This window comes from Paenibacillus sp. S-38 (genome assembly GCF_049942825.1).
GTDB lineage: Bacteria > Bacillota > Bacilli > Paenibacillales > NBRC-103111 > Paenibacillus_G.
Genome location: NZ_CP187970.1, coordinates 1,226,604 through 1,248,766, shown reverse-complemented (window position 1 = coordinate 1,248,766; position 22,163 = coordinate 1,226,604). Strand labels below are relative to the sequence as shown.

Annotated in this window: 25 protein-coding genes; 10 read left to right on the top strand and 15 right to left on the bottom strand. The window is 57.8% G+C overall.

The genetic code is table 11. The features are described 5' to 3' along the window. Positions 1–192: 192 nt before the first annotated feature. Positions 193–384 (top strand): YycC family protein, encoded by a 192-nt coding sequence (locus ACP26L_RS05940; protein WP_426451619.1) that lies wholly within the window; start codon positions 193–195, stop codon positions 382–384. A gap of 8 nt (positions 385–392) precedes the next feature. Then, the gene (locus ACP26L_RS05935) at positions 393–638 is read left to right on the top strand and encodes a hypothetical protein (RefSeq protein WP_426451618.1); all 246 of its coding nucleotides are present in this window, start codon (positions 393–395) and stop codon (positions 636–638) included. Positions 639–805: 167 nt separating this feature from the next. On the opposite strand, the gene ACP26L_RS05930 is transcribed toward ACP26L_RS05935, so the two are convergent. After that, positions 806–1,504 (bottom strand): DUF2225 domain-containing protein, encoded by a 699-nt coding sequence (locus ACP26L_RS05930; protein WP_426451617.1) that lies wholly within the window; start codon positions 1,502–1,504, stop codon positions 806–808. Positions 1,505–1,539: 35 nt separating this feature from the next. Beyond that, positions 1,540–1,920, bottom strand: a complete 381-nt coding sequence (locus tag ACP26L_RS05925; RefSeq protein ID WP_426451616.1) for a globin — start codon at positions 1,918–1,920, stop codon at positions 1,540–1,542. Positions 1,921–2,376: 456 nt separating this feature from the next. Here ACP26L_RS05925 and ylbJ point away from each other — a divergent pair, with 456 nt between their 5' ends. From ylbJ to ACP26L_RS05905, 4 genes are all read left to right on the top strand, one after another. Then, complete coding sequence (gene ylbJ, locus ACP26L_RS05920; RefSeq protein ID WP_426451615.1) at positions 2,377–3,624, top strand: sporulation integral membrane protein YlbJ; 1,248 nt, start codon at positions 2,377–2,379, stop codon at positions 3,622–3,624. A 223-nt stretch (positions 3,625–3,847) separates the two neighbouring features. Next, positions 3,848–6,379, top strand: a complete 2,532-nt coding sequence (gene glgP / locus ACP26L_RS05915) for an alpha-glucan family phosphorylase (RefSeq protein WP_426451614.1) — start codon at positions 3,848–3,850, stop codon at positions 6,377–6,379. Between the two features lie 203 nt (positions 6,380–6,582). After that, the gene (locus ACP26L_RS05910; RefSeq protein WP_426451613.1) at positions 6,583–7,266 is read left to right on the top strand and encodes a PilZ domain-containing protein; all 684 of its coding nucleotides are present in this window, start codon (positions 6,583–6,585) and stop codon (positions 7,264–7,266) included. A gap of 28 nt (positions 7,267–7,294) precedes the next feature. Continuing rightward, on the top strand, positions 7,295–8,110 hold the full coding sequence (locus ACP26L_RS05905) for an NAD kinase (protein WP_426451612.1): 816 nt from the start codon (positions 7,295–7,297) through the stop codon (positions 8,108–8,110). 78 nt (positions 8,111–8,188) lie between these two features. Here the strand turns inward: ACP26L_RS05905 and ACP26L_RS05900 are convergent, their stop codons facing one another. The 3 genes from ACP26L_RS05900 to lipA all read right to left on the bottom strand — a co-directional run bounded on the left by ACP26L_RS05900 (position 8,189) and on the right by lipA (position 10,265). Next, positions 8,189–8,404: a hypothetical protein gene (locus ACP26L_RS05900; protein WP_426451611.1), complete on the bottom strand. Its 216-nt coding sequence runs from the start codon at positions 8,402–8,404 to the stop codon at positions 8,189–8,191. Positions 8,405–8,639: 235 nt separating this feature from the next. Further along, a complete protein-coding gene (locus ACP26L_RS05895; protein ID WP_426451610.1) occupies positions 8,640–9,368 on the bottom strand; it encodes a YutD family protein in 729 nt (242 codons plus the stop codon). Between the two features lie 21 nt (positions 9,369–9,389). Continuing rightward, a complete protein-coding gene (gene lipA, locus ACP26L_RS05890; protein WP_426451609.1) occupies positions 9,390–10,265 on the bottom strand; it encodes a lipoyl synthase in 876 nt (291 codons plus the stop codon). Positions 10,266–10,443: 178 nt separating this feature from the next. Here lipA and larB point away from each other — a divergent pair, with 178 nt between their 5' ends. Together larB and ACP26L_RS05880 are read left to right on the top strand one after the other, a co-directional pair. Further along, positions 10,444–11,331 (top strand): nickel pincer cofactor biosynthesis protein LarB, encoded by an 888-nt coding sequence (gene larB, locus ACP26L_RS05885; RefSeq protein WP_426451608.1) that lies wholly within the window; start codon positions 10,444–10,446, stop codon positions 11,329–11,331. Then, the gene (locus ACP26L_RS05880; RefSeq protein WP_426451607.1) at positions 11,328–12,329 is read left to right on the top strand and encodes a LarC family nickel insertion protein; all 1,002 of its coding nucleotides are present in this window, start codon (positions 11,328–11,330) and stop codon (positions 12,327–12,329) included. The genes larB and ACP26L_RS05880 overlap by 4 nt, the downstream gene beginning before the upstream one ends. A 254-nt stretch (positions 12,330–12,583) precedes the next feature. Here the strand turns inward: ACP26L_RS05880 and larC are convergent, their stop codons facing one another. After that, complete coding sequence (gene larC, locus ACP26L_RS05875; protein ID WP_426451606.1) at positions 12,584–13,090, bottom strand: nickel insertion protein; 507 nt, start codon at positions 13,088–13,090, stop codon at positions 12,584–12,586. Between the two features lie 260 nt (positions 13,091–13,350). Here larC and ACP26L_RS05870 point away from each other — a divergent pair, with 260 nt between their 5' ends. Continuing rightward, complete coding sequence (locus ACP26L_RS05870; protein WP_426451605.1) at positions 13,351–14,403, top strand: M23 family metallopeptidase; 1,053 nt, start codon at positions 13,351–13,353, stop codon at positions 14,401–14,403. A 234-nt stretch (positions 14,404–14,637) separates the two neighbouring features. Here ACP26L_RS05870 and yunB read toward each other — a convergent pair whose 3' ends face one another. From yunB to ACP26L_RS05855, 3 genes are all read right to left on the bottom strand, one after another. Then, positions 14,638–15,390 carry a sporulation protein YunB gene (gene yunB, locus ACP26L_RS05865; protein WP_426451604.1) on the bottom strand — a complete coding sequence of 251 codons (753 nt, stop codon included), beginning with the start codon at positions 15,388–15,390 and terminating at the stop codon, positions 14,638–14,640. Positions 15,391–15,521: 131 nt separating this feature from the next. Then, positions 15,522–16,229 (bottom strand): Type 1 glutamine amidotransferase-like domain-containing protein, encoded by a 708-nt coding sequence (locus tag ACP26L_RS05860; RefSeq protein ID WP_426451603.1) that lies wholly within the window; start codon positions 16,227–16,229, stop codon positions 15,522–15,524. Positions 16,230–16,259: 30 nt separating this feature from the next. Beyond that, positions 16,260–16,949 (bottom strand): class I SAM-dependent methyltransferase, encoded by a 690-nt coding sequence (locus ACP26L_RS05855; RefSeq protein ID WP_426451602.1) that lies wholly within the window; start codon positions 16,947–16,949, stop codon positions 16,260–16,262. A 187-nt stretch (positions 16,950–17,136) separates the two neighbouring features. On the opposite strand from ACP26L_RS05855, the gene ACP26L_RS05850 reads away from it, so the two are divergent. Next, positions 17,137–17,556, top strand: coding sequence for an SRPBCC family protein (locus tag ACP26L_RS05850; RefSeq protein ID WP_426451601.1), 420 nt, complete (start codon positions 17,137–17,139; stop codon positions 17,554–17,556). Positions 17,557–17,747: 191 nt separating this feature from the next. Here ACP26L_RS05850 and ACP26L_RS05845 read toward each other — a convergent pair whose 3' ends face one another. The 6 genes from ACP26L_RS05845 to ACP26L_RS05820 form a co-directional block, all read right to left on the bottom strand. Beyond that, entirely contained in the window at positions 17,748–18,374 is a 627-nt protein-coding gene (locus tag ACP26L_RS05845) for a DNA-3-methyladenine glycosylase I (RefSeq protein ID WP_426451600.1), read from the bottom strand. 34 nt (positions 18,375–18,408) lie between these two features. Beyond that, positions 18,409–18,978 carry a TetR/AcrR family transcriptional regulator gene (locus ACP26L_RS05840; RefSeq protein WP_426451599.1) on the bottom strand — a complete coding sequence of 190 codons (570 nt, stop codon included), beginning with the start codon at positions 18,976–18,978 and terminating at the stop codon, positions 18,409–18,411. Between the two features lie 60 nt (positions 18,979–19,038). After that, positions 19,039–20,109, bottom strand: coding sequence for an alkene reductase (locus tag ACP26L_RS05835; RefSeq protein WP_426451598.1), 1,071 nt, complete (start codon positions 20,107–20,109; stop codon positions 19,039–19,041). Positions 20,110–20,533: 424 nt separating this feature from the next. Next, positions 20,534–20,815, bottom strand: coding sequence for a hypothetical protein (locus ACP26L_RS05830; protein ID WP_426451597.1), 282 nt, complete (start codon positions 20,813–20,815; stop codon positions 20,534–20,536). 247 nt (positions 20,816–21,062) lie between these two features. Beyond that, positions 21,063–21,575 (bottom strand): DUF3888 domain-containing protein, encoded by a 513-nt coding sequence (locus ACP26L_RS05825; RefSeq protein WP_426451596.1) that lies wholly within the window; start codon positions 21,573–21,575, stop codon positions 21,063–21,065. Between the two features lie 178 nt (positions 21,576–21,753). After that, positions 21,754–22,101 (bottom strand): winged helix-turn-helix transcriptional regulator, encoded by a 348-nt coding sequence (locus ACP26L_RS05820; RefSeq protein ID WP_426451595.1) that lies wholly within the window; start codon positions 22,099–22,101, stop codon positions 21,754–21,756. Positions 22,102–22,163: the final 62 nt, after the last annotated feature.

The following is a 22,163-nucleotide window of genomic DNA, read 5'->3' as shown; positions in this document are numbered from 1 at the left end:
ACGTCCTATTGTATGATATGAGCTTACCCCTTCATTAAACCACATTTTGCCACTCGGGCCCAAGTCTCTTCCACCGGATTATTCCTTTAGGATTGAACTTTCCTTTAGGATTGAACTTTCCTGCGGGAGTGTGATTAAATGAGGGGAAGACCGGCATACTACCCGCCAACGTACAAAAAGGAGGCCCTATCCATGAGACCCCTGCAAATATCGCCCGATACGGCGCAAAAACTGGCTAAGGAGCTAGGCGTCCCGCTCGAGCACCTGATGCATATGCCCCAGCACATCCTGCTGCAGAAGCTGGGCGAGCTCGCGCGCAAAGAAGCGTCTCCCGCCGGGGAAGCGCCCAAAGACCCGGCTGCCGGCGAAGGCACCAAGGAGTAACCAAGGCCATGATTCCATTCCAGAATACCTGGCCCTACGAGAGGGTCGGACAGGATATCTACGTGCAGAATTGTCCGTTCTGCGGCGCGGATAACGTGCTGCTGGCCCTCAAACCCAGAGAGCTCCAGGATCTCAAGGACGGGGTGAAGAAGCTGCTCATCTTCCCGTGCTGCCGGAACAAGCTCACGCTCGTCGGAGCCGATTCCGACTACCTGCTGGCCTCCCGGGCGCTCAGCCGCTCCGGCGGGCGCTGAAGCCCGGGCCGTCATTCCGCGGCAGCCCCCTCGGCACAGAGCATGGGGAGCCGCCTCTCCCCTCCCAAAAAAACGCACAGAGCCTGCGGACTCTTCAGCCGCGCAAGGCTCTGTGCGTTTGGTCTTTCCGGGTGTGCCCCCGGGGTATAGGATAAGAGCGGGACGCTTTAAGTAAGCTCGGTTTCGTCAATCGGCTCCAGCTTGTCCGCCTGCATGTCCTCCCGGACGACCGCCCACTGCTCCCGGCAGGCGCGGATCATGCCCGCGTCGTTAATCGACTTGTCGTTGATGACTCGCGTGAACCACTTCACCGCCGGCTTGTAATGTTTCAGCCGCCGGTTCAGCTCCCCCAGCAGATACATCAGCCGGGCGTTGTTCATCTCCCCGCCCTCCGTCTCGAAGGCCCGGGTGTATTCGTCCAGCGCGAACTGCAGGAAGCGCTTCTCCTGCGCTTCGTCCCCTTTTTCCCGGTAGAGCCAAGCGATATGGTGCAGCAGCCCCGCCGTCACCCGGGCGCTCTCCTTCACGATCTGCGAACAGAGCAGGGCGAGCTTGTAGCTGTACAGGGCATCGCCCCAGGTGCGTTCACCGCCGTACTCCTTATAGGTCCACTGCGATCCGACCTTGCTATAGAACGCTTCTTTCTCCGCCGCCGTCAGCTTCGTCTTGGAATTCTCCGTGCCGGCGAAACCGCAGTCGGGACAGATCCGCACCACATAATGCTCCGGATTAATATCCTTGTAATGGAGACAGAAATCCGTATCCGTCCGCACGGTCTTCTTGAAGCTCGGCCTCACACGCGAGGATTGGAATTCCCGGCCGCACTGGGGACAGGTCACTTTCACTTGAAATAAGGGTTCCACCATGCTACGCCACTTCCTTCAATTCGTGTATATCCTTCTCAGCTGTTCACAAAATGGTAGGCCGGCCCTTCCAGCCGCTGCAGAACCGCCCGCCGCAGCTCCTTCTCCATGCCCGTCTCCTCGAGCGCCTTCTCCATACAGCCGAGCCAGGCAGCCGCACGGGCGGGCGTAATCTCAAAGGGGAGGTGTCGGGCCCGCATCATCGGATGGCCGTATTCGTTCGAATACAAAGGAGGCCCCCCGAAGAACTGCGTCAGAAACAGCTGCTGCTTTTCCATCACCGGGGTGATGTCCTCCGGAAAGAGAGGACCCAGCAGCGGGTGCTCCTGCACCTTCGGATAGAAGGCCTCCACGATCCGGCGAATGCCCGCTTCGCCTCCCATCGCCTCAAAAAACGTCATTCCTTGTTCCTCGGACAAACGTCCTCTCTCCTCTCCCTCGCTGATTGTTCCTGGTGATCCGGCGTCCATACGAGGACGCCGGGATGAAGCTGTATGAGCTCAGGAACCCATCCTATCGAAAAAAAGATGCTACTGCAAGCTGCCTTAGCATCGTCATTTGGTAAGGTCTTATTGTGCCCCAAAAGCCTGTTCGATGCAGCTGACGCTACATATCCTCTTCACCGGAAGTCATCAGCGTCTCCCTAATGACATATACAAAAGCACATACGAGAATTCCAGCAATGACACCCATCATAAGGATCAACTCCCATTCTCATATTGGCACCATTGTACCACGAATAGTCCGAAAATTCAGCACCTTTCCAGCGGCCCGGCCTTATTTTCATCCGCTTTTCACGAAGGTCCTCCGGCATGTCTCCCCTCTCCTCTACATATATCAGAATGACAGGCTTACTCGGAAAGGATGTGGGTGCTGTGCGCCGCCGAATGTTTCCCTTCTATGCCGCGACGCTGTTCGCAGTCACGCTAGCGGGCCTGATGCTGATCTTTCCTACGGAGGCTCTGCGCGCCTCGCTCAAGGGCGTCTCGATCTGGTGGGATGTGCTGTTCCCCGCCCTGTTTCCCTTCTTCGTCATCTCCGAAATGATGCTTGGCGTGGGCATCGTTCACTTCTTCGGCACCCTGCTCGATCCGCTGATGCGGCCGCTCTTCCGCGTTCCCGGCATCGGGGGCTTCGTCATGGCCATGGGTTTCGCTTCCGGCTACCCCATCGGTGCCCGACTGACCGCCCAACTGTGGGAGCAGCGCCTGGTGAACCGGGAGGAGGGCGAGCGGCTCGTCGCCTTCACCACATCATCCGATCCCATCTTCCTGATCGGAGCCGTGGCCGTCGGCTTCTTCCATGATGCCGCCCTGGCGGGTGTTCTCGCCGCCGCGCATTACGGGGCGGCGGTGTTGATCGGTCTCCTGATGCGGTTTCATGGCAAGCCGGGGGCGGGTAATAACGCTCAAACCGCGCCTGCCGGCACGTCCGGGCCCATGCCCGGGAGGGGGCTGTGGCAGCGTGCGTTCGACGCCATGCATGAAGCCAGGATGAAGGATGGACGGCCGATCGGCGTTATGCTGCAGAAGGCGCTGGGGTCCGGGCTTCAGCTGATGTTCGTGGTGGGCGGGCTCGTCGTGTTTTTCTCCGTCGTCATGGAGGTCATGAATTCCGCCCATATCATGAATCTGCTCTATGCCGGAGCCGAATGGATTCTGCAGCTGTTTGCGATTCCCGCTCCTCTGGCGGAGGCGGTGGTCGGCGGCTTCTTCGAGGTAACGATCGGCTCCAAGGCAGCCGGCGGCGCAGCTGGGATCCCTGAGATGTACAAAGCGGCTATCGCCGCCTGGGTGCTCTCTTGGGGAGGTCTCTCGGTCCATGCCCAGATCGTCTCGCTGCTTCACCAGACCGATCTCCGCTACGCTCCCTTCGCCGCCGCCCGGCTGATCCACGGCGTGCTCGCAGCCCTGCTGGTGCTGCTGCTATGGGAGCCGCTCTCCCCCGCCCTCGCGGTCTGGTCCGTCCTGCCCGAGCCTGAGGTCACCCGGCCGGTCAGCACCCTGCTGCACCATACGCTCCCTACGGCGGCAGCCCTGTTCGCCGCGCTGCTTGGTATTCTGCTGCTGCTTTCCTTCCTGCTTTCCTTTGGCAGACGAGGTATGAACCCCCGCTCCAGATAAAATACTACTGTACTGAATGCCAAGGAACGGGCCTGCAGAGCGGTCATCCTCCGGATGGATCCGGACTTCGAACCGCCTGTCAGCCTGACACCGGCCGCAACCGTCCGCGCAGGTTCACACCGGGACGGCATGCTCCCCCACCGAGCCCGTCCGTCCCGGAAGAGATCAATGACGTCCCGGCCTCCCGAACCCGGGCACGTAAAATTGGGGTAGAGGTGAAACTATGCTTACGAAATTCCAAGCCCGAAATATCAAACTACCGTCCCGGCTCCGCCGCTTGTCGGAGCTCGCTTACAACCTGTGGTTCAGCTGGAATAACAGCGCCCTGTCCCTGTTCTCGCGGATCGATCCGCTCCTGTGGGACCAGTATCAGCACAATCCGGTACGCCTGCTGACGGAGATTGACCCGGCCATCCTCAAGAAGTGGGCGCAGGATGATGGGTTCGTCAAGCAGATGAATGCGGTTCTTGAAGAATACGACGAGTATATGGCGGCTTCCACCTGGTTCGGCCAGCAGTACCCGCAGCACACCCGGCAGGCCATAGCCTATTTCTCCGCCGAGTTCGGCTTCCATGAATCCCTTCCGATCTATTCCGGCGGACTCGGGGTGCTTGCCGGCGACCACTGCAAGTCGGCCAGTGATCTCGGTATTCCCCTTGCAGGCATCGGGCTCCTCTACAAGAAAGGCTATTTCAATCAAAAGCTGGATGCGGGCGGCGCCCAATTCGCCGAGAACGTGTCCTATGATTTTGAGAAGCTCCCCATCATACCGGCTTATGTACCGGGTGAGTCCGGAGACGCCTCCACCGAGGAGCTGTACATTACCGTCGCCGTTGCCGACCGGGAGGTCCGCCTGAAGGTATGGCAGGTACAGGTCGGCCGCAATCCGGTCTATCTGCTCGACGCAGACCTCGAGATCAACAGCCCGTGGGACCGCGAGCTGACCGCACAGCTCTACGGGGGCAACCAGGATACGCGGATCGCGCAGGAGATTCTGCTTGGCGTGGGCGGGGTCAAGGCGCTCCGGGCCCTCGGTCTGCCGACGGGCGCTTACCATATCAACGAAGGGCATGCCGCCTTCCTCGCCTTCGAGCGGATCCGGGAGCAGCTCGACAAGGGGCTGCCGTTTCATGTGGCGCTGGAGATCATCCGCGCTTCGACGGTATTCACGACCCATACGCCGGTGCCGGCCGGACATGACGCTTTTCCGATGGGGATGTTCGACTATTACTTCAGCCGTCTGTTCCACGACTATCCCGAGCACCGGGAAGCGTTCCGGACCCTCGGCTACGATCAGGGCAAGAATGCGTTCAACATGACGTACCTTGCCATGAATGCGGCGGCCCTGCGCAACGGGGTCAGCAAGCTGCACGGACACGTCTCCCGGGAGATGTTCCGCGCCTTCCACGGCGATATCGACGTAGGGGAAGTCCCGATCGGCCATATCACCAACGGCATTCACCTGCCGACCTGGCTCGCTCCCGAGCTCAAGGAGCTGTACGGCCGTTTCCTGCCCGGTACCTGGACGACGAACCAGGCGAATGCCGATCTCTGGGAGAGAATCCATCTCATCCCGGATGAATCCCTGTGGTCCGTCCATCAGAGGCTGAAGGAAAAGCTCATCCTCCATGCCCGCTCGAACCTGCGCGAGCACCGGCGCCGCAACAGCATGACGGCGGATCGGATCGAGGAAGTGCGGGAGTACCTGAACCCCGATGCGCTGACCATCGGGTTCGCGAGGCGCTTCGCGACCTACAAGCGGGCCAATCTGATCTTTGGCGACCTGGACCGGCTGGACCGGCTCGTCAATGATCCGCAGCGCCCGGTACAGTTCCTCTTCGCGGGCAAGGCCCATCCGGCGGACCACCCCGGACAGGAGCTGATCCGCGAGATCTACCGGGTCTCGCAGATGGACCGCTTCCGCGGCAGGGTCGTGCTTCTCGAGAATTACGACATGAATCTTGCCCGCTATCTTGTGCAGGGCGTCGATGTCTGGCTGAACAATCCGCGCCGGCCTTATGAAGCCAGCGGCACCAGCGGCGAGAAGGCGGCGATGAACGGTGTTATCAACTTCAGCGTGCTCGACGGCTGGTGGGAGGAAGGCTATGACGGCACGAACGGCTGGAGCATCGAAGCGAACAACGAAGCCGACTTCGAGACCCAGGAGCGGGAGAATACGGAATCGATCTACCGCGTGCTCGAGGAAGAGATCGTTCCGCTCTACTACCGCGAGAGCGGCGTGCGCTCGTCCTGGGTGAAGCGGATGAAGCGCTCGATCGTCACCCTCGGGCCCGTATATAACACCGATCGGATGGTCATGGATTATACCAACGTCACGTACGTGCCTTCCCTGCAGCGGACCGGGCATTTCCTCGCCAACGGGAACGAGGAAGCGACGAAGGTGGCCGATTACAAGCGGTTCATCCGCGAGAACTGGCACCATGTCCGCATCGTGGAGGTGAATGACGGGGGAGTCCGGACCGGAGAGAAGGAAGTGACGGCCACCGTCAAATTCGGCCCCGTGTGGTATAAGGATACGGCCGTTGAAATTCGGTATTATGAAGAGCGTCCGGGCGGCTGGGAGCCGGTCCTCGTTACCATGGAGCCCGCCCGCGAGCTTGAAGAGCGCACGGTGCTCTACCGGGCGAGCATTCCGGGACATCTGAAGCATGGGGCGCACTTCTCCGTGCGGGTTCACCCCGTCTCGCCGAACTTCATCCGGCGCTTCGAGCTTCCGCTGCTGACGACGCTGTAACCTCAGGGTCCCTTTGAACCAAGCTGCCGCCGGCAGCTTGGTTTTTTTGGCGTCGCATTCGTGGGCCGTTCCCCTGCCGGGGGCCTGGGAAGCATAGAAACCCCTTCGCTCGAAGGCATTTGTTTTCTCCCCCATAATAAATTATGATGGAACTAACAAAGAGACAGAGGGGTTCCCACTAACGAACACGCAGGTGATCGCTCATGAAATGGAACCAAGCATTAGAGACCGGCATGCTTCCGCTCCCCGGGAGCTGCACCCTAGTCCTTGTCGGCGAGACGAAGGACGGGCTTCCTTTCTGCTATGAGGACGAGTTCCGGCTGCTCCGGGCGGACGGTGACCGGATGACGGTGACCCTGGAAACTCCGGCGGTCCACCCTCTGGAGAAGCTGCATCATGTCAGCTTCGTTGAATTCTCTTACCGGGCACACGGCATTCTGCATCATGCCTTGGTGGAGCTGCAGCAGCTCGAGCTCCGCCGGAGCCTGTGCACCCTTACGCTGTCCGCGCCCGAGGCGCTGCAGAAGGCTTCCCACCGGAAGCACGAGCGCGCCCCGCTCGGGGTCCGGACACCGGTCACCTGCCGCATCGTCGGCATCCGGGGACAGACCGCGCCGCAGAGCGTCGCCTTCACCGGTCAGATTCTCGACTTGTCCGGAGGCGGGATCTCCTTCGTCACGCCCGTCCGGCTCTTCCCCGCGCTGGACCTGGAGTTCACCTTCGTCCTGCCGGCTCTCGAACGGAAGCTGAGCGCTTACGGGGAAGTGGTCCGGGTGGCCCATTTCGGAAGCGACGCTTACCGGGTGGCCGTACGCTTCAGACATGTTCCCGAGAGTCTGGCGGCTCTGATTGACCAGTACTGCATCGCCACGACAGCCGAAGGCTGACGGGGCGTATTTATAGGAGGGCAACCGTTTGAAATACAATGTGGTTCACCGCGGCGATGAGATTTCATTCCAGTTGATGCACACTTTCCACAAGCTGATTCAAGCGCACGGTCTCATTCATGAGGAGGAACAGCCCGACATCGTGCTGTCGATCGGCGGCGACGGCACCCTGCTTCACGCCTTCCACCGGTATAAGGAGCAGCTCGACCATATTTCCTTCGTCGGCATCCATACCGGCCGCCTCGGCTTCTTCGCGGACTGGAAGCCCGACGAAGTCGAACTGCTCGCCGAGCTCATGGGCGAGAGCGCCAAGCAGAATGATCTGCGGGTCGTGAAGTACCCGCTCGTCGAGATCCAGATCACCACCGGCAGCGGCCAGATCGAAACGGAGCTCGCGCTCAACGAGTTCACGCTGAAGGGCGTGGACGCCACCCTGGTCGCACAGCTGCATATCAACGACGAGCTGCTGGAGACGTTCCGGGGGGACGGCATCTGCATCTCCACCCCGTCCGGCAGCACCGCGTACAACAAGAGCCTCGGGGGCGCCATCGTCCACCCATCCCTGGACGCGATTCAGATCGCCGAGATCGCTTCGATCAACAACCGGGTGTACCGGACGCTCGGATCGCCGATCCTGCTGCCGAAGCACCACCACTGCGACATTACCCCGAGAACGAATCAGAATATCGTGCTGTCGCTCGACCATGTGTACATGCAGCGCAGCGACATTGTCTCGATCCGGAGCATGGTAGCCGCCGGCAAGAAGGTCAAATTCGCGCGCTTCCGCCCGTTCCCCTTCTGGAGCCGGGTCCGCGAGGCGTTCATCGGGTACGATATGATGTGAGGGGAAGCATTGGAACTACTCCGCTCCCATATGTAAAGCCGCTGCTTCCTCGCAAGCAGCGGCTTTGCTTGTTGCCTGTTATTCCTTCCGGGGAGGGGGGACATACCTGTTCTCCGTCTCCATGAAGGCGCTCTCTTCTTCGACCCCGGTGCCCCTGCGGCCCAGCACCATTCCTGCGCTAATCCCGCCGATCATGATGAAACCGACGATCCCCGCTACCAGACCGAACCCGGTGGGCCGTCCGGCATAGGCATACAGAGCGCAGTTCATCGGCATATCCATCCACAGCTCCAAAGCTAACTACTCCTTCTTCTTCCCTTCAGCGGGATGCTGCTTCTGATTATATCACCCTTCTGGGCCCCTAGACCTAAAATTTACTTTAGCTTCCTATCCCAAGGCTGGACCGCCCGAAGGCTGAGCGATGCGCTGCCCTGCTTGAAGGTCCGCACCAGCCCGTATCAAAAAAAGCTTCGCCCGCTCTCCCGCAGCAGGTGCGAAAAAGCAGACGAAGCTGATGTGGCTGCCGGTGTTACACGTTGGCGCGGGAGGATTCGGACTTCGGCTTAGGCGAATGCCCGCCTCCCTGGGAGGAGCCGCGGCCGGGCTTGCCGCCCTGATGTCCGCGGGATTCCCCGCCCTGCTGGCCCTTCGGCCCGGAGCCGTGATGGCCTCCGTGCGGCCGGCCCTGACGGCCTTCGCCACCGCGTCCGCCGCCTTGACGGCCGCGCCCGCCTCCCTGGTGGTCGCCGCCTTGGCGGCCGCCGTGACTGCGCTCGCGGTTCTGTGGGCCGTGCCGGTTCGGCTGGTAGCCCTGCCGGTAAGGCGCCGCCCCGGCTGCTGCCGGCGCCTCGCTTCCGCGGCCCGGCTCCGTCCCGGCTGCTGCAGCGGGCCGCTCCGCCGCTTCGCCCTCGGCGGCAGGCACCGGAACCGGCGCACTGTCGTCGTAGATGCCCTCGGGATAGCTCTCACCCGGACCGAGCTGCTTGCTGGCCACCTTCTCGATGATGAAATAGGCGCAGCCGAAGTTGCAGTATTCGTTAAGATAATCCTGCAGGGTCGAGATCGTCGTGTCGCGGGTCGCCTTCGGATGGTTGTCCTTGAAGAACCCGCGCAGCCTGAGCTGGCTGTAGCCCCAATCCCCCACAATATAATCATAGCGCTCCAGCACCTCGCTGTACCGTTCGCGGAATGCTTCGAAACGCCAGCCGTTCTTGTGATCAACGATCACTTCGTAACTCTTGCCCGCAATATGGATCACGATGCTTGCCTCCCCTGGGGTTTACGAATGCTGCGCCGATTGAACTTGTTCGTGGGCATGGTAGGAGCTGCGTACGAGCGGGCCGGACTCCACGTGGGAGAAGCCTCGCTTCAGGCCCTCCTGCTTCAGTTCCGAGAACTGCTCCGGCGTATAGTACTGGGATACGGGCAGATGCTGCAGGCTTGGCTGAAGGTATTGGCCGATCGTCATGATATTGCAGTCGACGGCACGCAGATCGTCCATCGTCTTCAGGATCTCGTTCCACTCTTCACCGACGCCGAGCATGATGCTCGATTTGGTCGGAATGGCCGGCGCGATCGCCTTCGAGCGCTGAAGCAGCTCCAGGGAGCGGGCGTACTTGGCCTTGGCGCGTACCTTATCGGAGAGGCGTTCCACCGTCTCCATATTGTGGTTGAGGATGTGGGGCTTGGCATCCAGCACGATGCGCAGCGACTCCTCATCCCCCTGAAAATCCGGAATGAGCACTTCCACACCGGCCAGCGGCAGCCGCCGGCGGATGGCGCGGATCGTCTCCGCGAAGATCGAGGCGCCGCCGTCCTTGAGATCGTCCCGCGCTACGGAAGTGACGACCACATGGCGGAGCCGCATTCCTTCGGCCGCTTCGGCAACGCGTTCGGGCTCCTGAAGATCAAGCTCCGTAGGCAGGCCGGTCTTCACCGCACAGAAGCGGCAGGCCCGGGTGCAGATATCGCCGAGAATCATGAAGGTCGCCGTCCCGCTCGCCCAGCATTCGTGAATGTTCGGACACTTCGCTTCCTCGCACACGGTATGGAGCGTTTTGCTCCGCATCATATTTTTGAGTTCCTTGTAGTTATCTCCTGTGGCCAGCTTGACTTTAAGCCAATCCGGTTTGCGCTCTATAGATGAAGTCGCCATGGCTGCTCCCCTGCTTTCTGAGAATGCGGTTCTATCCGAAACCATTGCTTTTCTCTGTTCCCCTTATTATATCACGAATGGCGGAACAATCCACTTTTGAAAATTACGCAGCGGCCCTGGAAGTATGGTACACTAAGGAATGTGTGTTTAAAGGTTTAAAGGAGGATGCCCCGAAATCATGATGAATACCTTACATATTCTAAAGCTCGTCCGTTCGGGTGATCTTGACATAGAGGAAGCCCAGCGATTGCTAGAGGAAGGCTTCTCGGGATCCGCCGTTTACAATGCCGCCGAGATGGACAAGGCGTGCGGGGAGCAGGCCCGGGGACAGGAAGCTCCGGCCCCCAAGCCCACTGAACAGGCCGCAGGCCTGGAGGCTCAGGAGGTCGACGATTCGCTCGGCTACGCCGCCATCGACCTCAGCCGCCCGTCACGGACCGGCTTCCCCGAAGTGATCTACGGGGAAGGCAAGACCGCGGTGCAGATCGCGGAGATCTTCGCCCGTATGACGCCGCATAACGCCCGGGTGCTCGCCACCCGCGTCGACGCGGACAAGGCCGCTTACGTGCTCGCTCAGGTGCCCGGCGCGGAGTACCACCCCGAGGCCCGCACCGTCACCTGGACGCGCCCGGGGACGCAGCCGGAAGGCGGAGGGTACATCGCCGTCCTCGCTGCCGGTACATCCGACCTGCCCGTGGCCGAAGAGGCGGCCATCACGGCCGAGAGCATGGGCTGCCGCGTCGAGCGCATCTATGATGTCGGCGTGGCCGGTATCCACCGGCTGTTCCGCCGTCTGCCGGCCATCCGCGGCGCAAACGCTATCGTGGTCGCCGCCGGCATGGAAGGCGCGCTGGCCAGCGTGGTCGGCGGGCTCGTAGCGGTGCCGGTCATCGCCGTGCCGACCAGCATCGGCTACGGAGCCAGCTTCCAGGGGATGGCGGCCCTGCTGTCCATGCTCAATGCCTGCGCGCCCGGCATCTCGGTGGTCAATATCGACAACGGGTTCGGGGCAGGTTACAATGCGGCGCTGATTCATCACAACCAACTGAAGAGGGATGAGCCATGAAACTATTGTATCTCGACTGCTTCTCCGGCATCAGCGGAGACATGACGCTTGGCGCTCTGGTGGATGCGGGCGCGGACAGGGAGTACATCGAGGAAGAGCTGCGGCGTATCAAGATCGAACCGTTCACCCTGGAGTGGAAGCGGGTGAACAAGCGCGGCATCTCAGCCTTGAAGATGGACGTGCTGCTCGACCCAAGCTCCCCGCCGAAGCATCACCGGCACTATTCGGAGATCGTGCGGATGATCGAGGGAGCCGGGTTCAACGACCGGGTCGTCAAGCTCAGCCTCGCGATCTTCGAGAAGATCGGGGTGGCGGAAGCGAAGATCCACAACATCCCGATCGAGAAGGTGCACTTTCATGAGGTGGGAGCCATCGATTCGATCGTCGATGTCATCGGCACGGCGCTCGCAATCGACTCTCTGCGGATCGAGAAGATTCTTTCATCCGCCGTGCCGCTCGGCTCGGGCACCGTCCACTGCGACCACGGGATCTATCCTGTACCTGCTCCTGCTACACTGGAGATGATGCGCGGCCTTCCGATCCTCCCTACTTCCCATGCGCTGGAGATGACGACGCCGACAGGGGCGGGCATTGTCGCCGGACTAGTCGACGAGTTCGCGAAGAGCCTCCCTCCGATGATCGTCGAGACGATCGGATACGGGGCGGGCACCCGCGAGCTGCCCAACCAGCCGAACGTGCTTCGCGTCGTGGTGGGCCAGGCCGATCCGTACCTGAACAAGTACCATGTACATCATGAGGAAATCCATCATGAGCACGATCATCACCACCATCATCATCACGATCCGGACCATCATCACCATGGTCATACGCATGCTCATGACCATCATCATGGGCATAGCCACGATCATGCCCATGAGCACGGCCACGATCACGGACATGAGCACGGACATGAGCATCACACCCATGACCATCCGCATCCCCATCCGGCTGAGCACGTCGAGGATCGGGATCCCAAGGCCGTGACGCATCGCCATTAGCCGGCAGGCGGCACAGCCCCGGCAGGTTCTCCAGCCACGGGAACCTGCGCAGTTGAAAGCCGGCATCGAGTGAAGGATGCTCCGCTCCCCTTCCGATAGGTACGGCCCGGCTTCCGGTCCGATGCGTGCCCGCAACGGGGCGGACAGCTCCCGCTCTCTCCCTCGGCAGCACAAAGAAGCGGTTCCCTATCGGGAGCCGCTTCTTTGTGCTGCCTGTCTGCTTGTCTGCGGCCTTCTTGAGCGTCACGCCCCTCTCACCGGCCTTCGTCGTGCTGGGCCTCCGTGCCGCCTCCAGTCCGCTGAAGAAACCGGAGCCGCACTTCGTCATACACCCGCTTCAGCGGGATTCCTCCAGCTTTGGCCGCCCTCTCGCAATCCTTAAACTCCGGCGCGAATTGAACCAGCTCCCCGCGGTGGAACCCGGCCTTAACGGCCACATTGCCCCACGGAGTCTCGATCTGCTCGAAGCTGCGGCCCAGACGGTGGCAGGCCATGCGGCCGTACCGCAGCCCCAGGGTCGTCGTCTCCCGGAAGATGACCGTCTCCATCCGGCCCGCCGACGCCTCGTCCGTCAAGACGTTCAGCATGATCCCGGGCCGGCCCTTCTTCATAATAATCGGAATCCAGAATACATCGTGCGCCCCCTGCTCGAACAGCAGGTCGGTGACGTAGGACGTAATCTCGGGATTCATATCGTCCAGATTGGCCTGGATCATCAGCATGCCCTCGTCCACATGCTCCTCGCGGTGCTCGAACCCCATCACATATCCCTCCCAGCCCTCATCATAGCAGACTCCCTCATGGATAAAAAGACAGCCCCACGCGCATCCTACCCTTATATGATTCATCCAAGAATGAACACCTGCGGCGGGAGGCTGGGCATCCCGCCAAGGTATTGAAAGTTGACCCTTACGGCACCGGGGCGAGCGCTGCTGCAAACGGATGGTTCACCTTCTGGCCCTCCATCCGCCGCAGCTCCCGGCCGACGCGTCCATAACCAGCAGAAGGAGGAAGCTTACCTATGACGGCAATCCATACCAGGGCCTGCGCTGCGGTTCTGACCGGCACACTGCTCCTTGGGCTCGTGCTTGGAGCGGAGAGCGCCCTGGCCGGCGTGCCTGCCAAGGCCCCTTCCGCCGCCAAGCCGGAAGCCGGCGGCGGGATGAAAGCCATGTTCGCCGAACGGAAAGATCTGTTTGATAAGGTCAGCACGCTGACCGGCATACCATGGTATCAATTGGCCGCCGTGGACCAATACGAACGTACGCTCAATCTCGCGAAGAAGCGTCCGGCGCCCGACGGCAGGATCGCGATCCATTACACTGATCTGCAGTGGGGCGGTGTTATGAATCCCGACCATGAAGACAAGAATCCGGCCAGCATCCGCTTCTTCGGCGGCCGCGGCAGAGACGGCGACGGGGATGGTCTCGCCGACCGCAACAGCGATATCGACCGCCTGTTCACCATGGCCTCCTACCTGCTGGAGCAGGGCACCTCGGAGGACGACCTGCGCATCGGCCTCTGGGAGTATTACCAGAACAGCCGGAGTGTAGACCGGATCACCCAGTTCGCCCGGATCTATGCCGCATTCGATACCCTGGATCTCCATGAGCACTGCTTCGTGCTGCCGCTCGGCTCGGACTACTCCTACCGCAGCACCTGGGGAGCCAGCAGGGGCTGGGGGGGATACAGGGTCCATGAGGGCACTGATCTATTCGCCGGCCATGGCGTCCCAGTCCGAAGCGCGACCTATGGCATCGTCGAGATCATGGGCTGGAATCCGTACGGAGGCTGGCGAATTGGAATCCGGGACCTGAACAATGTATACCATTACTATGCGCACCTGTCGGGCTTCAATAAGAAAGAAGTTAAGCCGGGGGAGATCGTGAAGCCCGGTCAAGTGATCGGCTGGGTCGGCAGTTCGGGTTACGGCAAGCCAGGCACCTCAGGCAAATTCCCGCCCCATCTGCACTACGGGTTATACCGGGACAACGGCCTGTCCGACTGGTCGTTCGACCCTTACCCGCATCTGCGCAAGTGGGAGCGGGAAGAGCGGCTGCGGCGCCGCAAGTAGACCCAGGGATCCCAGGGGCAGCCGGCTGCTCGGCGCCAAACTGCCATTCCCAGAACAAAGCCCCGTGAACATGGTCACAGGGCTCTTTGCCTGCCATTGGGCAGCAGGTCGCGGCCACGTACAGGTGGCGCCATTCGGTCCGGCATCATGGAGCAGAGTCCAACCGCCGGACTACGTTGTGACCTGCGTACTGGGGTCCCAGGGGTCAGGCGCTTTTTCATGTTCCCTGCCGCTTTAGCCTCCTGCCGATTCCGCCGCGCCCTCCTTCGGCAGCAAATTGAGATTCGGTACCGTGAGGCCGGGCGGCGGAGCACTTGCTGCGCCGACGGGGTTGCCTTTGCCGTCAAAATAATACGTCGGCACATCCCCCACGACGAGCGAGTAAGAAATGGGGATCTCCGTCTCCACGGCCTCGGGTACGGTGTCGAACGGAATGATGATGCTCACTTCGACCCGGATGCGGATGAACACCTCCACTAGCACCATGTTGATGCCCGCATTCTGGTGCCGCGTGCTGAGATCCACTTTGGCCGAACCGGCGGGTTCCAGCCGGATCGGGATGTCCGGCCCGAAGGAAGCCAGCAGCGGGGAATTCATCGCCTGCCCGAGGGGAATCTCTTCCGGCATCGAAGCCATCTTCTCCAGCTGCTGCTGCACCAGGCGTATCGTATCCCCGGTAATCCGAAGGTTCTCCGCCGTGTTCAGCATGAAGGCCGTCACCTTCCCGTTGCGGTCGGTCTTCCAGTCCATGAGCTGATCGAAGCTCGTCTTCATCGCAATCTGCTCGGAGATCGCCCCATTCAGCGTTTCCGTGGCGGTCTGCTTCACCCGTACCTTCGCCAGAGCGGCAAGAGGCGGATTCAGATTCCTTTCGATGAAGAGAAACAGCTGCAGCAGGAGCAGCACGGTCACAGCGAGGGCGATCAGCAGATTGCGCTTGGTCCGGGCGCGGCCCGTGGGACTGCTCCTCCAGCGGCGCCTAAGCATGCGGCCTCTCCCCTTCCCGGCCGCAGAGGCGGCCTGCCTACCTTACAAGGTATGCGGACCCGCCCTGATTCATCCCGGGCAGGGATTACCTTTCTTTCCATGACGGCAAGGCTGCTTTCTACCTGATCGGTCTAGGTCTGCGACGGCCCTCCGAGGAAATAAGTATCCATGGCTTGCTCGATTACTTTGTCATTTTTATAGACCCTGTAGGCTCTTGCCTTAGCTCTTGAACTAACCACTTTGTGAACGTGCCGCCCGATGAAATGAAGGGCTGCTCCATCATCCACCGCTATACCCGGACTAAGCTTACTGGATTGGATCAGCTTATGGTAAGCTGGCCTCCTCTCCTGCTCCCCATCATAATGCGGGCAGCTGCTGCCCTCTATGAAACCTAGACACCTGATCGGCTCGAGACCACTGCCATAGGAATCAGTAACCCCCTCTTCAAACCAACAGATGGACCCTGCACTTATACCCGCCAAGACGACCCCTTGGTGCCATGCTTTATGCAAAATGAGATCCAGTCCCCAATCTTTCCATAAGGCTAACAAATTTTTGGTATTCCCACCCCCGACATAAACAACATCCTTGTTGAGAATAAAGTCCTCTAAGTCTCTGGCCGGCGGCTTGAACAAGGAAAGGTGGGAGGGGACGCAATTCAGCTTCTGAAAGGAGGCGTAAAATCGGGCTGTGTAAGCCTCCGAGTCCCCGCTGGCCGTAGGAAGGAAGCAAACGTTCGGACATGGATTTGTGGATTGTTTTAGCACATATTCATCCAATAGAAGGTTGTCGGGCTCCATCGAAAAGCCTCCTCCTCCTAAAGCAATGATTTGACGCATATTTGGACCTCCTCATCCGGTAATAGCCGTTCAAGGTACTCTAACAGCTTTTTGTGCAAAGAATACGGCAAAATCTAAATATTTGTACATGCAATCCATGTCCGCAAACCCAGCTTCCCTCAGCCATCGAAGCTGTTCATCCCCTCTCGCGTTAATATCTACTTTCCTTCTTTCCACTGCAGCTTCAATGGCTTCTGGGGAGAGACCGCTCTGATAAATGGATTCCAGCCACCGCTTCCGATAATAAGCGTCCGAAGCTGCCGTTTCCCCCTGTACCTGATCGGCATTCACAAAGATCCCGCCGGCAGTGAGGATCCGATGAATCGTTCGAAACAGCCTTTTCTTCTCTTCGTGAGTCAAATGATGGATCGATAAAGATGAGATAACAAAGTCATACTGCTCAGTAAACGGGTAGTTGGAATAATCCGCAGCGATGTAAGCGACGTTCGAAGCATCACCGAATCTCGCTCGGGCGCCCTCCAGCATATTCTCACTAACATCCATCAGCGTGAAGTGGGCATTCGGGTATTTCTGAGAAAGGAGACTTGCGAACAGCCCGGTTCCCGAACCCAAATCAAGTATCCGCGGGGATGCGTCGGCACTCTCCACCAGGGATAAGGCCATCCCATAGAACTCGTCAAAACACGGAATCAGCTGCCTTCTCTGACGGTCGTAATCGCTGGCTGCGGCATCGAATAACATTTTTACGTTTTCGTTCATCGGGCTGCCTCCCAAAGTTTGGCGTTTACCCTATTGTAAATAACATAGCTATATACGTGAAATATATTACACTTATTGAATCAATAGGAAATTCCTATAGAGCAAGCTCGGAACATATAAGGCAGTACATATTCCGGTTGTCATTGTTCGCAATCAAAAATATAATGAGCTCAAGGAGCGTGATCATTTGCCAACGATTCGCAAGGACATTTTGATTGATGCCTCACCTGAGCAAGTCTGGGATGCAATCCAAGACGTAGGTGCAGTTCACTATCGTCTGGTTCCCGGCTATACCGAGAATACGATAATGAACGGCCACGAAAGAACGCTACTTCTGCCCAATGGCGGTAGGGTACGCGAGCTTATCATTTCTATCGATGAAACGGAACGTCGAATGGCCTACGCAGTAAAAGAAGGGAAGATGCCGCTAGTGCATCATCAGGCCTCCTTTCAGGTCTTCCCTCATAACCAAAACGAAACTAAACTTGTTTGGATAACCGACTTCCTCCCGGAGCAGCTGACAACAGAGATTCAAGCCCGTGTAACTCGCGGTGCAGAGGTTATGAAACAGACGATCGAGGCGGAAGCACAGAGAAACCAACAGTAATCCAGTCCCATACGTGTGAAGAGGCAGCCGCACCTATTTCGGATCGGCTGCCTCTGTGTCTTATTCAGCTTTCGTACCCGTCCCACAGTATTAATGAGATATGCCTCCACTCCAGCATCTTCTTATAATCTATTTTACCAGAAACAATGTGATGCAGATGGCCGCGGTGTCCGGAGCCATCCGGACCGAAATCAATTGCCCGTCCCTTCCTCCGGCCGCTGGAATCTTTGGCGCGCGGCATCAACCTCCGCCCGGATCGCACAGCCCTCGACATGATCATTGATTAACCCCATCGCTTGCATGAAGGCGTACATGGTAGTTGGCCCGACGAATTTCCAGCCTTGCTTCTTCAGCTCTTTCGACAGCGCGATCGATTGCGGCGAGGTCGATAAGGACTGCGGTGCTGCCAACTGACCCGGACCCGGCTCGAACCGCCAGATGAAGGCGGCCAGTGAGCCTTCGCGCTGGACGAGTTCCTGTGCACGCCGAGCGTTATGAATGACCGCTTCGATCTTACCGCGATGACGCACGATACCTTCATCCCCGAGCAGCCGGTCTACATCTTTCTCTGTAAAACATGCGATCCGATTGAAGTCAAATTGATGGAACGCCTTACGGAAGTTCTCCCGTTTGACAAGGATGGTACGCCAGCTTAGCCCGGACTGGAAGCCCTCCAGACTTAACTTCTCGAACAATCGGCGGTCGTCTTTGACGGGAAATCCCCATTCCGTGTCGTGATAATCGGGAAACTCGGGCGCAGCGCTGCACCAGCGACAGCGCGTTATGCCGTCATGTCCTACTACTGTCGTCGCGCTCATAAGCTCCTCCTGTTTCATGTATTATACGGGCTGATTAGGACTTCCCATGCGAGCTCAACCAGGCATACATTTGTTCGACCTCGCTCTGAATAAATTTCTCATCCTTGAAGGCCTGCGCCAGTGCGGCTACCCCTTGGCTGCGGGCGAGCAGATGCATCGACAGCTCGTCGGCATCCGCTTCGCGACCAAGCAGGGCGAACTGCCGGCTCAACCATGTCCTGAACAGGTAGAACAGCTCGTTCGCCTCCGCTCGCGAGGCGTGGTTCAGTTTAGCCAGCTCCGCGCACAACGTGCCGACTGGGCATCCGTACATAGTAATATCGGTCTGATTCGCGATCAGCATATGGATAAAGCTTTTGATGCGATCCTCCGGCTGTTCCCCTTCGGCTTCCCAACGCTCCAGCATGTTCCGGGTATGTTCCATTCGGCGTTGGATGACGGCAGCTAGAATTTCGTCCTTCGATTTGAAGTGATAATAGAAATTCCCCTTGGAAATTTGAACAAAATCAGCAATATCCGCCAAGGATGTATGCTCATAGCCTCGCTGATAGAACATTCGGTCGGCCGTTTCGACGATAAATTCTCGAGTCATCTTCCCTTTCATGTCTTACACCTCCGCAGCCGAACACACCTTCAAGGTCAGTCGGCTTCCTCATGCTTCTTCTTAGCTGTAAAAGGAATAGTCGATGTATCCTGCTTCACCGCCTTGGTAGAACGTGGTCCCATCGGCTTCATTCAATGGCAGGCCCTCCCGATAGCGGCTCACCAGATCCGGATTGGCCAAGAACGGAGTTCCAAAAGCAACCAGGTCCGCGGCGCCACTACGGACAGCCGTTTGAGCACGTCCCAAGTCATAGCCATTGTTAGCGATATACGGACCGGAAAACTTCGAACGCAAGGCGCTATAGTCCAGCTCACTGTTCTTCGTCATCATGTCACCTTCGAGCACATGGACATAGGCCAAACCACGCGGATTCAACTGCTCGACGAAATACGAAAAGTGCGTCTGCGGGTCGGAATCCGACATGGAATTGAACCGATTCTCCGGGGTCAAGCGTACACCTACACGCTGCGCCGGCCACACGGCACAAACCGCATCGAGGACTTCGTTCAACAGGCGCATACGATTCTGCATGCTGCCTCCATACGCGTCGGTGCGGCGGTTGCTGCCGTCGCGGAGGAACTGATCGATCAGATAGCCGTTGGCGCCGTGCACTTCTACGCCATCAAAGCCCGCGTGTTTGGCCATCTCGGCGGCGTGTTTAAACTGCGCTGCAATATTCGGAATTTCAGAGACCTTAAGTGCACGTGGCGTTACAAAGTCGTGCTTACCGGTGTATGTATAGACCTGGCCCTCCGGCCGCAGTGCCGATGGAGCCACCGGCATGGCGTTGTCTGGCTGTAAGCTCGGGTGGGAGATCCGCCCGCAATGCTGCAGCTGAAGAAAGATACGGCCACCGGCGGTATGCACCGCATCAGTCACCCTCAGCCAGCTGGCAGCATGGGCAGCCGTGTAGATCCCCGGGGTGAACGGATAGCCAACCGCCTCCGGTGAAACGGGGGTAGATTCCGCGATGATGAGACCTGCACTGGCGCGTTGTTGATAGTAAGTCACCATGATTGGCGGAACAACTCCATTAGCATCAGCACGATTACGAGTCATCGGTGCCATAACCATTCGATTGGCCAGTGTCAGGTCACCAAGTTGAACAGGCTCGAAGATATCCTTTGACATCACGATCACATCCCCCTTCAAAATTAGGACGTACGTCCAATTCATGAAAATTTTAGCACGATCGTCCTAATTCGTCAATTGAAAAGGAGCCTCAACCGGTCGCCTCCATATAACCCGTTACAGCCCTCAGGGCATTATTAAGCCAAACTGCCAGTTACTTCAACGCAACCAGGGAGGAGCTGCCGCGCGGCATCTCCTCCCTGGTCATTACGTTATCGCTCTTCATGCCTCAGCAAGGAGCTTGATTTCAGAATAACTTACCAAAGATTATGCGTTTCTCTTCATCCGTACTGAATCGTAGTGGGAATCGGTCCATTTATGCAGGATTCGCATCGGTTCGATCAATGATTCACCTAAAGGCGGACTGCTCCCCGGTTCTGGTGCAAATCGTATACTGCTTAGCTTAAAGTTTGAATCGAGTGTTTTATAAACGTACCCGACTACTTTCACCTGAAAAGAGCTCTAGTTCTCTTGCAACTATTTCTTTCATCTTAGCAGCGCAGTTCTCACTGCAAAGAGCAAATATCCCATCCTGTCCATTTCTTTTTGCCTCCGAGTCATCAGCCACTACGATCAAAGGAACACTCGTATTTCTTGTTTTTAAATACAATGATATGATTCTCCCATCCTTTTGCTCAAAATCTACTCCCAGCGCAAACTTGACACCTAGACCGTAGCAGGGCTTATCTTCTCCAATTTTCTTCATACACCATGAGCATCTTAGCATCACTAATTCCTCCTAATTTACTGTGTGCTTATCTTACGGTGACAGGTGACATAACTTGCGGAGGCCGCGCAGGCTCTCGCTGCTGTGTTTACTTTTGGTCACGAAGGCGCGCTGACAGATTGGGCATCTCCACCCTCCAAGGAAACCTCGATATAAATGTCTTAATACAGCCATGGATCGATTCTCATTGAACATTTGCGCGCGGCGATCTGCCCCCCGTTCCCCGTTACTTCAACAGATTTTGGTAATTGGGTTGGAAGTCATCCTTATCGGGTCCTTTGAGATGTTCAAAATGTTCAAGCTCAACCCCAGCCGATGATACCCGATATGTAAGTACATCTTCGCCGACAGGGATATGAGGACCTACTATGGGGTGAGCTTCTATTGTGATTAAAAAATCAAAACCACGGAAAGCAGCTGCCCTTTCAATGTTCTTCACATTTACAGAATCCGGATGGACAACGGGTGGTATTGAAATGACATCCGAGTATACCTCAACAAGTTTCTCTTGCATGTGCGGAAGTAGAATTAAAACAAGCATATCTTGAAGCTGCAGTTCCCTTGAGTCCTCAAGCGGCGGCCTATTATCAGTACTATTTAAAGTTTGCTCTGAAAGAGCCTCTTCAGCAGCATAATGAACATCGATTTTATGTTTGTTATCCGTCTCAGGAGAGGCTACAGAAGCAGTTGTCATGAAGAAGGCACCACACAATACACCTGCAATAAAGTGTTTTTTCAATTCGTCCTCTCCCCTTGAATTGCAAATTATACCCAATTAACGAAGCCAATGTGCTGTTTGATGCAGACATTAACTACCGCCAACATCCATGCGACTCAAGGGAATGGAACATTGCGTTGCACTGCCCGTCAACGCAACGAAGCCACCGATCAATGCCGGCAGCTTCGGGAATGCGAGGTCAATCGTCCGAGGAATGAGGATGCAGGTTTGCTCTTTCATTGTAAAGATCTCCCCATTCTTTCATCAGCAAAATAATGGGGTTCAAGGTTTTACCAAATTCGGTTAGCGAGTATTCAACCTTTGGCGGCACCTGATTGTACGTCTTGCGCTCTATGATTCCTTCACGTTCGAGTTCCCGCAGCTGCAAGGTAAGCATATGATGCGTGACCTGAGGGTAAATTCTGCGAAGCTCGCCGAACCGCTTCGTTCCGCCCATTAAGTGATAAAGAATCACCCCTTTCCACTTTCCACCAATGACACCCATCGTCGTTTCGACTGGACACTTTTTTTCTGGCGCATCTGCCATCCCGTTACCCCTTGCACAGTATTATTTCTGTTACTTGGTATTATTAATTTGCGTACTTTAAG

Coding starts and splice junctions, on each gene's coding strand:
- ACP26L_RS05940 (WP_426451619.1), top strand. CDS start 193: ATGAGACCCCTGCAAATATCGCCCGATACGGCGCAAAAACTGGCTAAG.
- ACP26L_RS05855 (WP_426451602.1), bottom strand. CDS start 16,949: ATGAACGAAAACGTAAAAATGTTATTCGATGCCGCAGCCAGCGATTAC.
- ACP26L_RS05845 (WP_426451600.1), bottom strand. CDS start 18,374: ATGAGCGCGACGACAGTAGTAGGACATGACGGCATAACGCGCTGTCGC.
- yunB (WP_426451604.1), bottom strand. CDS start 15,390: ATGCTTAGGCGCCGCTGGAGGAGCAGTCCCACGGGCCGCGCCCGGACC.
- glgP (WP_426451614.1), top strand. CDS start 3,848: ATGCTTACGAAATTCCAAGCCCGAAATATCAAACTACCGTCCCGGCTC.
- ACP26L_RS05835 (WP_426451598.1), bottom strand. CDS start 20,109: ATGTCAAAGGATATCTTCGAGCCTGTTCAACTTGGTGACCTGACACTG.
- ACP26L_RS05930 (WP_426451617.1), bottom strand. CDS start 1,504: ATGGTGGAACCCTTATTTCAAGTGAAAGTGACCTGTCCCCAGTGCGGC.
- larC (WP_426451606.1), bottom strand. CDS start 13,090: ATGGGGTTCGAGCACCGCGAGGAGCATGTGGACGAGGGCATGCTGATG.
- ACP26L_RS05840 (WP_426451599.1), bottom strand. CDS start 18,978: ATGAAAGGGAAGATGACTCGAGAATTTATCGTCGAAACGGCCGACCGA.
- ACP26L_RS05935 (WP_426451618.1), top strand. CDS start 393: ATGATTCCATTCCAGAATACCTGGCCCTACGAGAGGGTCGGACAGGAT.
- ACP26L_RS05830 (WP_426451597.1), bottom strand. CDS start 20,815: ATGAAGAAAATTGGAGAAGATAAGCCCTGCTACGGTCTAGGTGTCAAG.
- ACP26L_RS05820 (WP_426451595.1), bottom strand. CDS start 22,101: ATGGCAGATGCGCCAGAAAAAAAGTGTCCAGTCGAAACGACGATGGGT.
- lipA (WP_426451609.1), bottom strand. CDS start 10,265: ATGGCGACTTCATCTATAGAGCGCAAACCGGATTGGCTTAAAGTCAAG.
- ACP26L_RS05880 (WP_426451607.1), top strand. CDS start 11,328: ATGAAACTATTGTATCTCGACTGCTTCTCCGGCATCAGCGGAGACATG.
- ACP26L_RS05910 (WP_426451613.1), top strand. CDS start 6,583: ATGAAATGGAACCAAGCATTAGAGACCGGCATGCTTCCGCTCCCCGGG.
- ACP26L_RS05860 (WP_426451603.1), bottom strand. CDS start 16,229: ATGCGTCAAATCATTGCTTTAGGAGGAGGAGGCTTTTCGATGGAGCCC.
- ACP26L_RS05870 (WP_426451605.1), top strand. CDS start 13,351: ATGACGGCAATCCATACCAGGGCCTGCGCTGCGGTTCTGACCGGCACA.
- larB (WP_426451608.1), top strand. CDS start 10,444: ATGATGAATACCTTACATATTCTAAAGCTCGTCCGTTCGGGTGATCTT.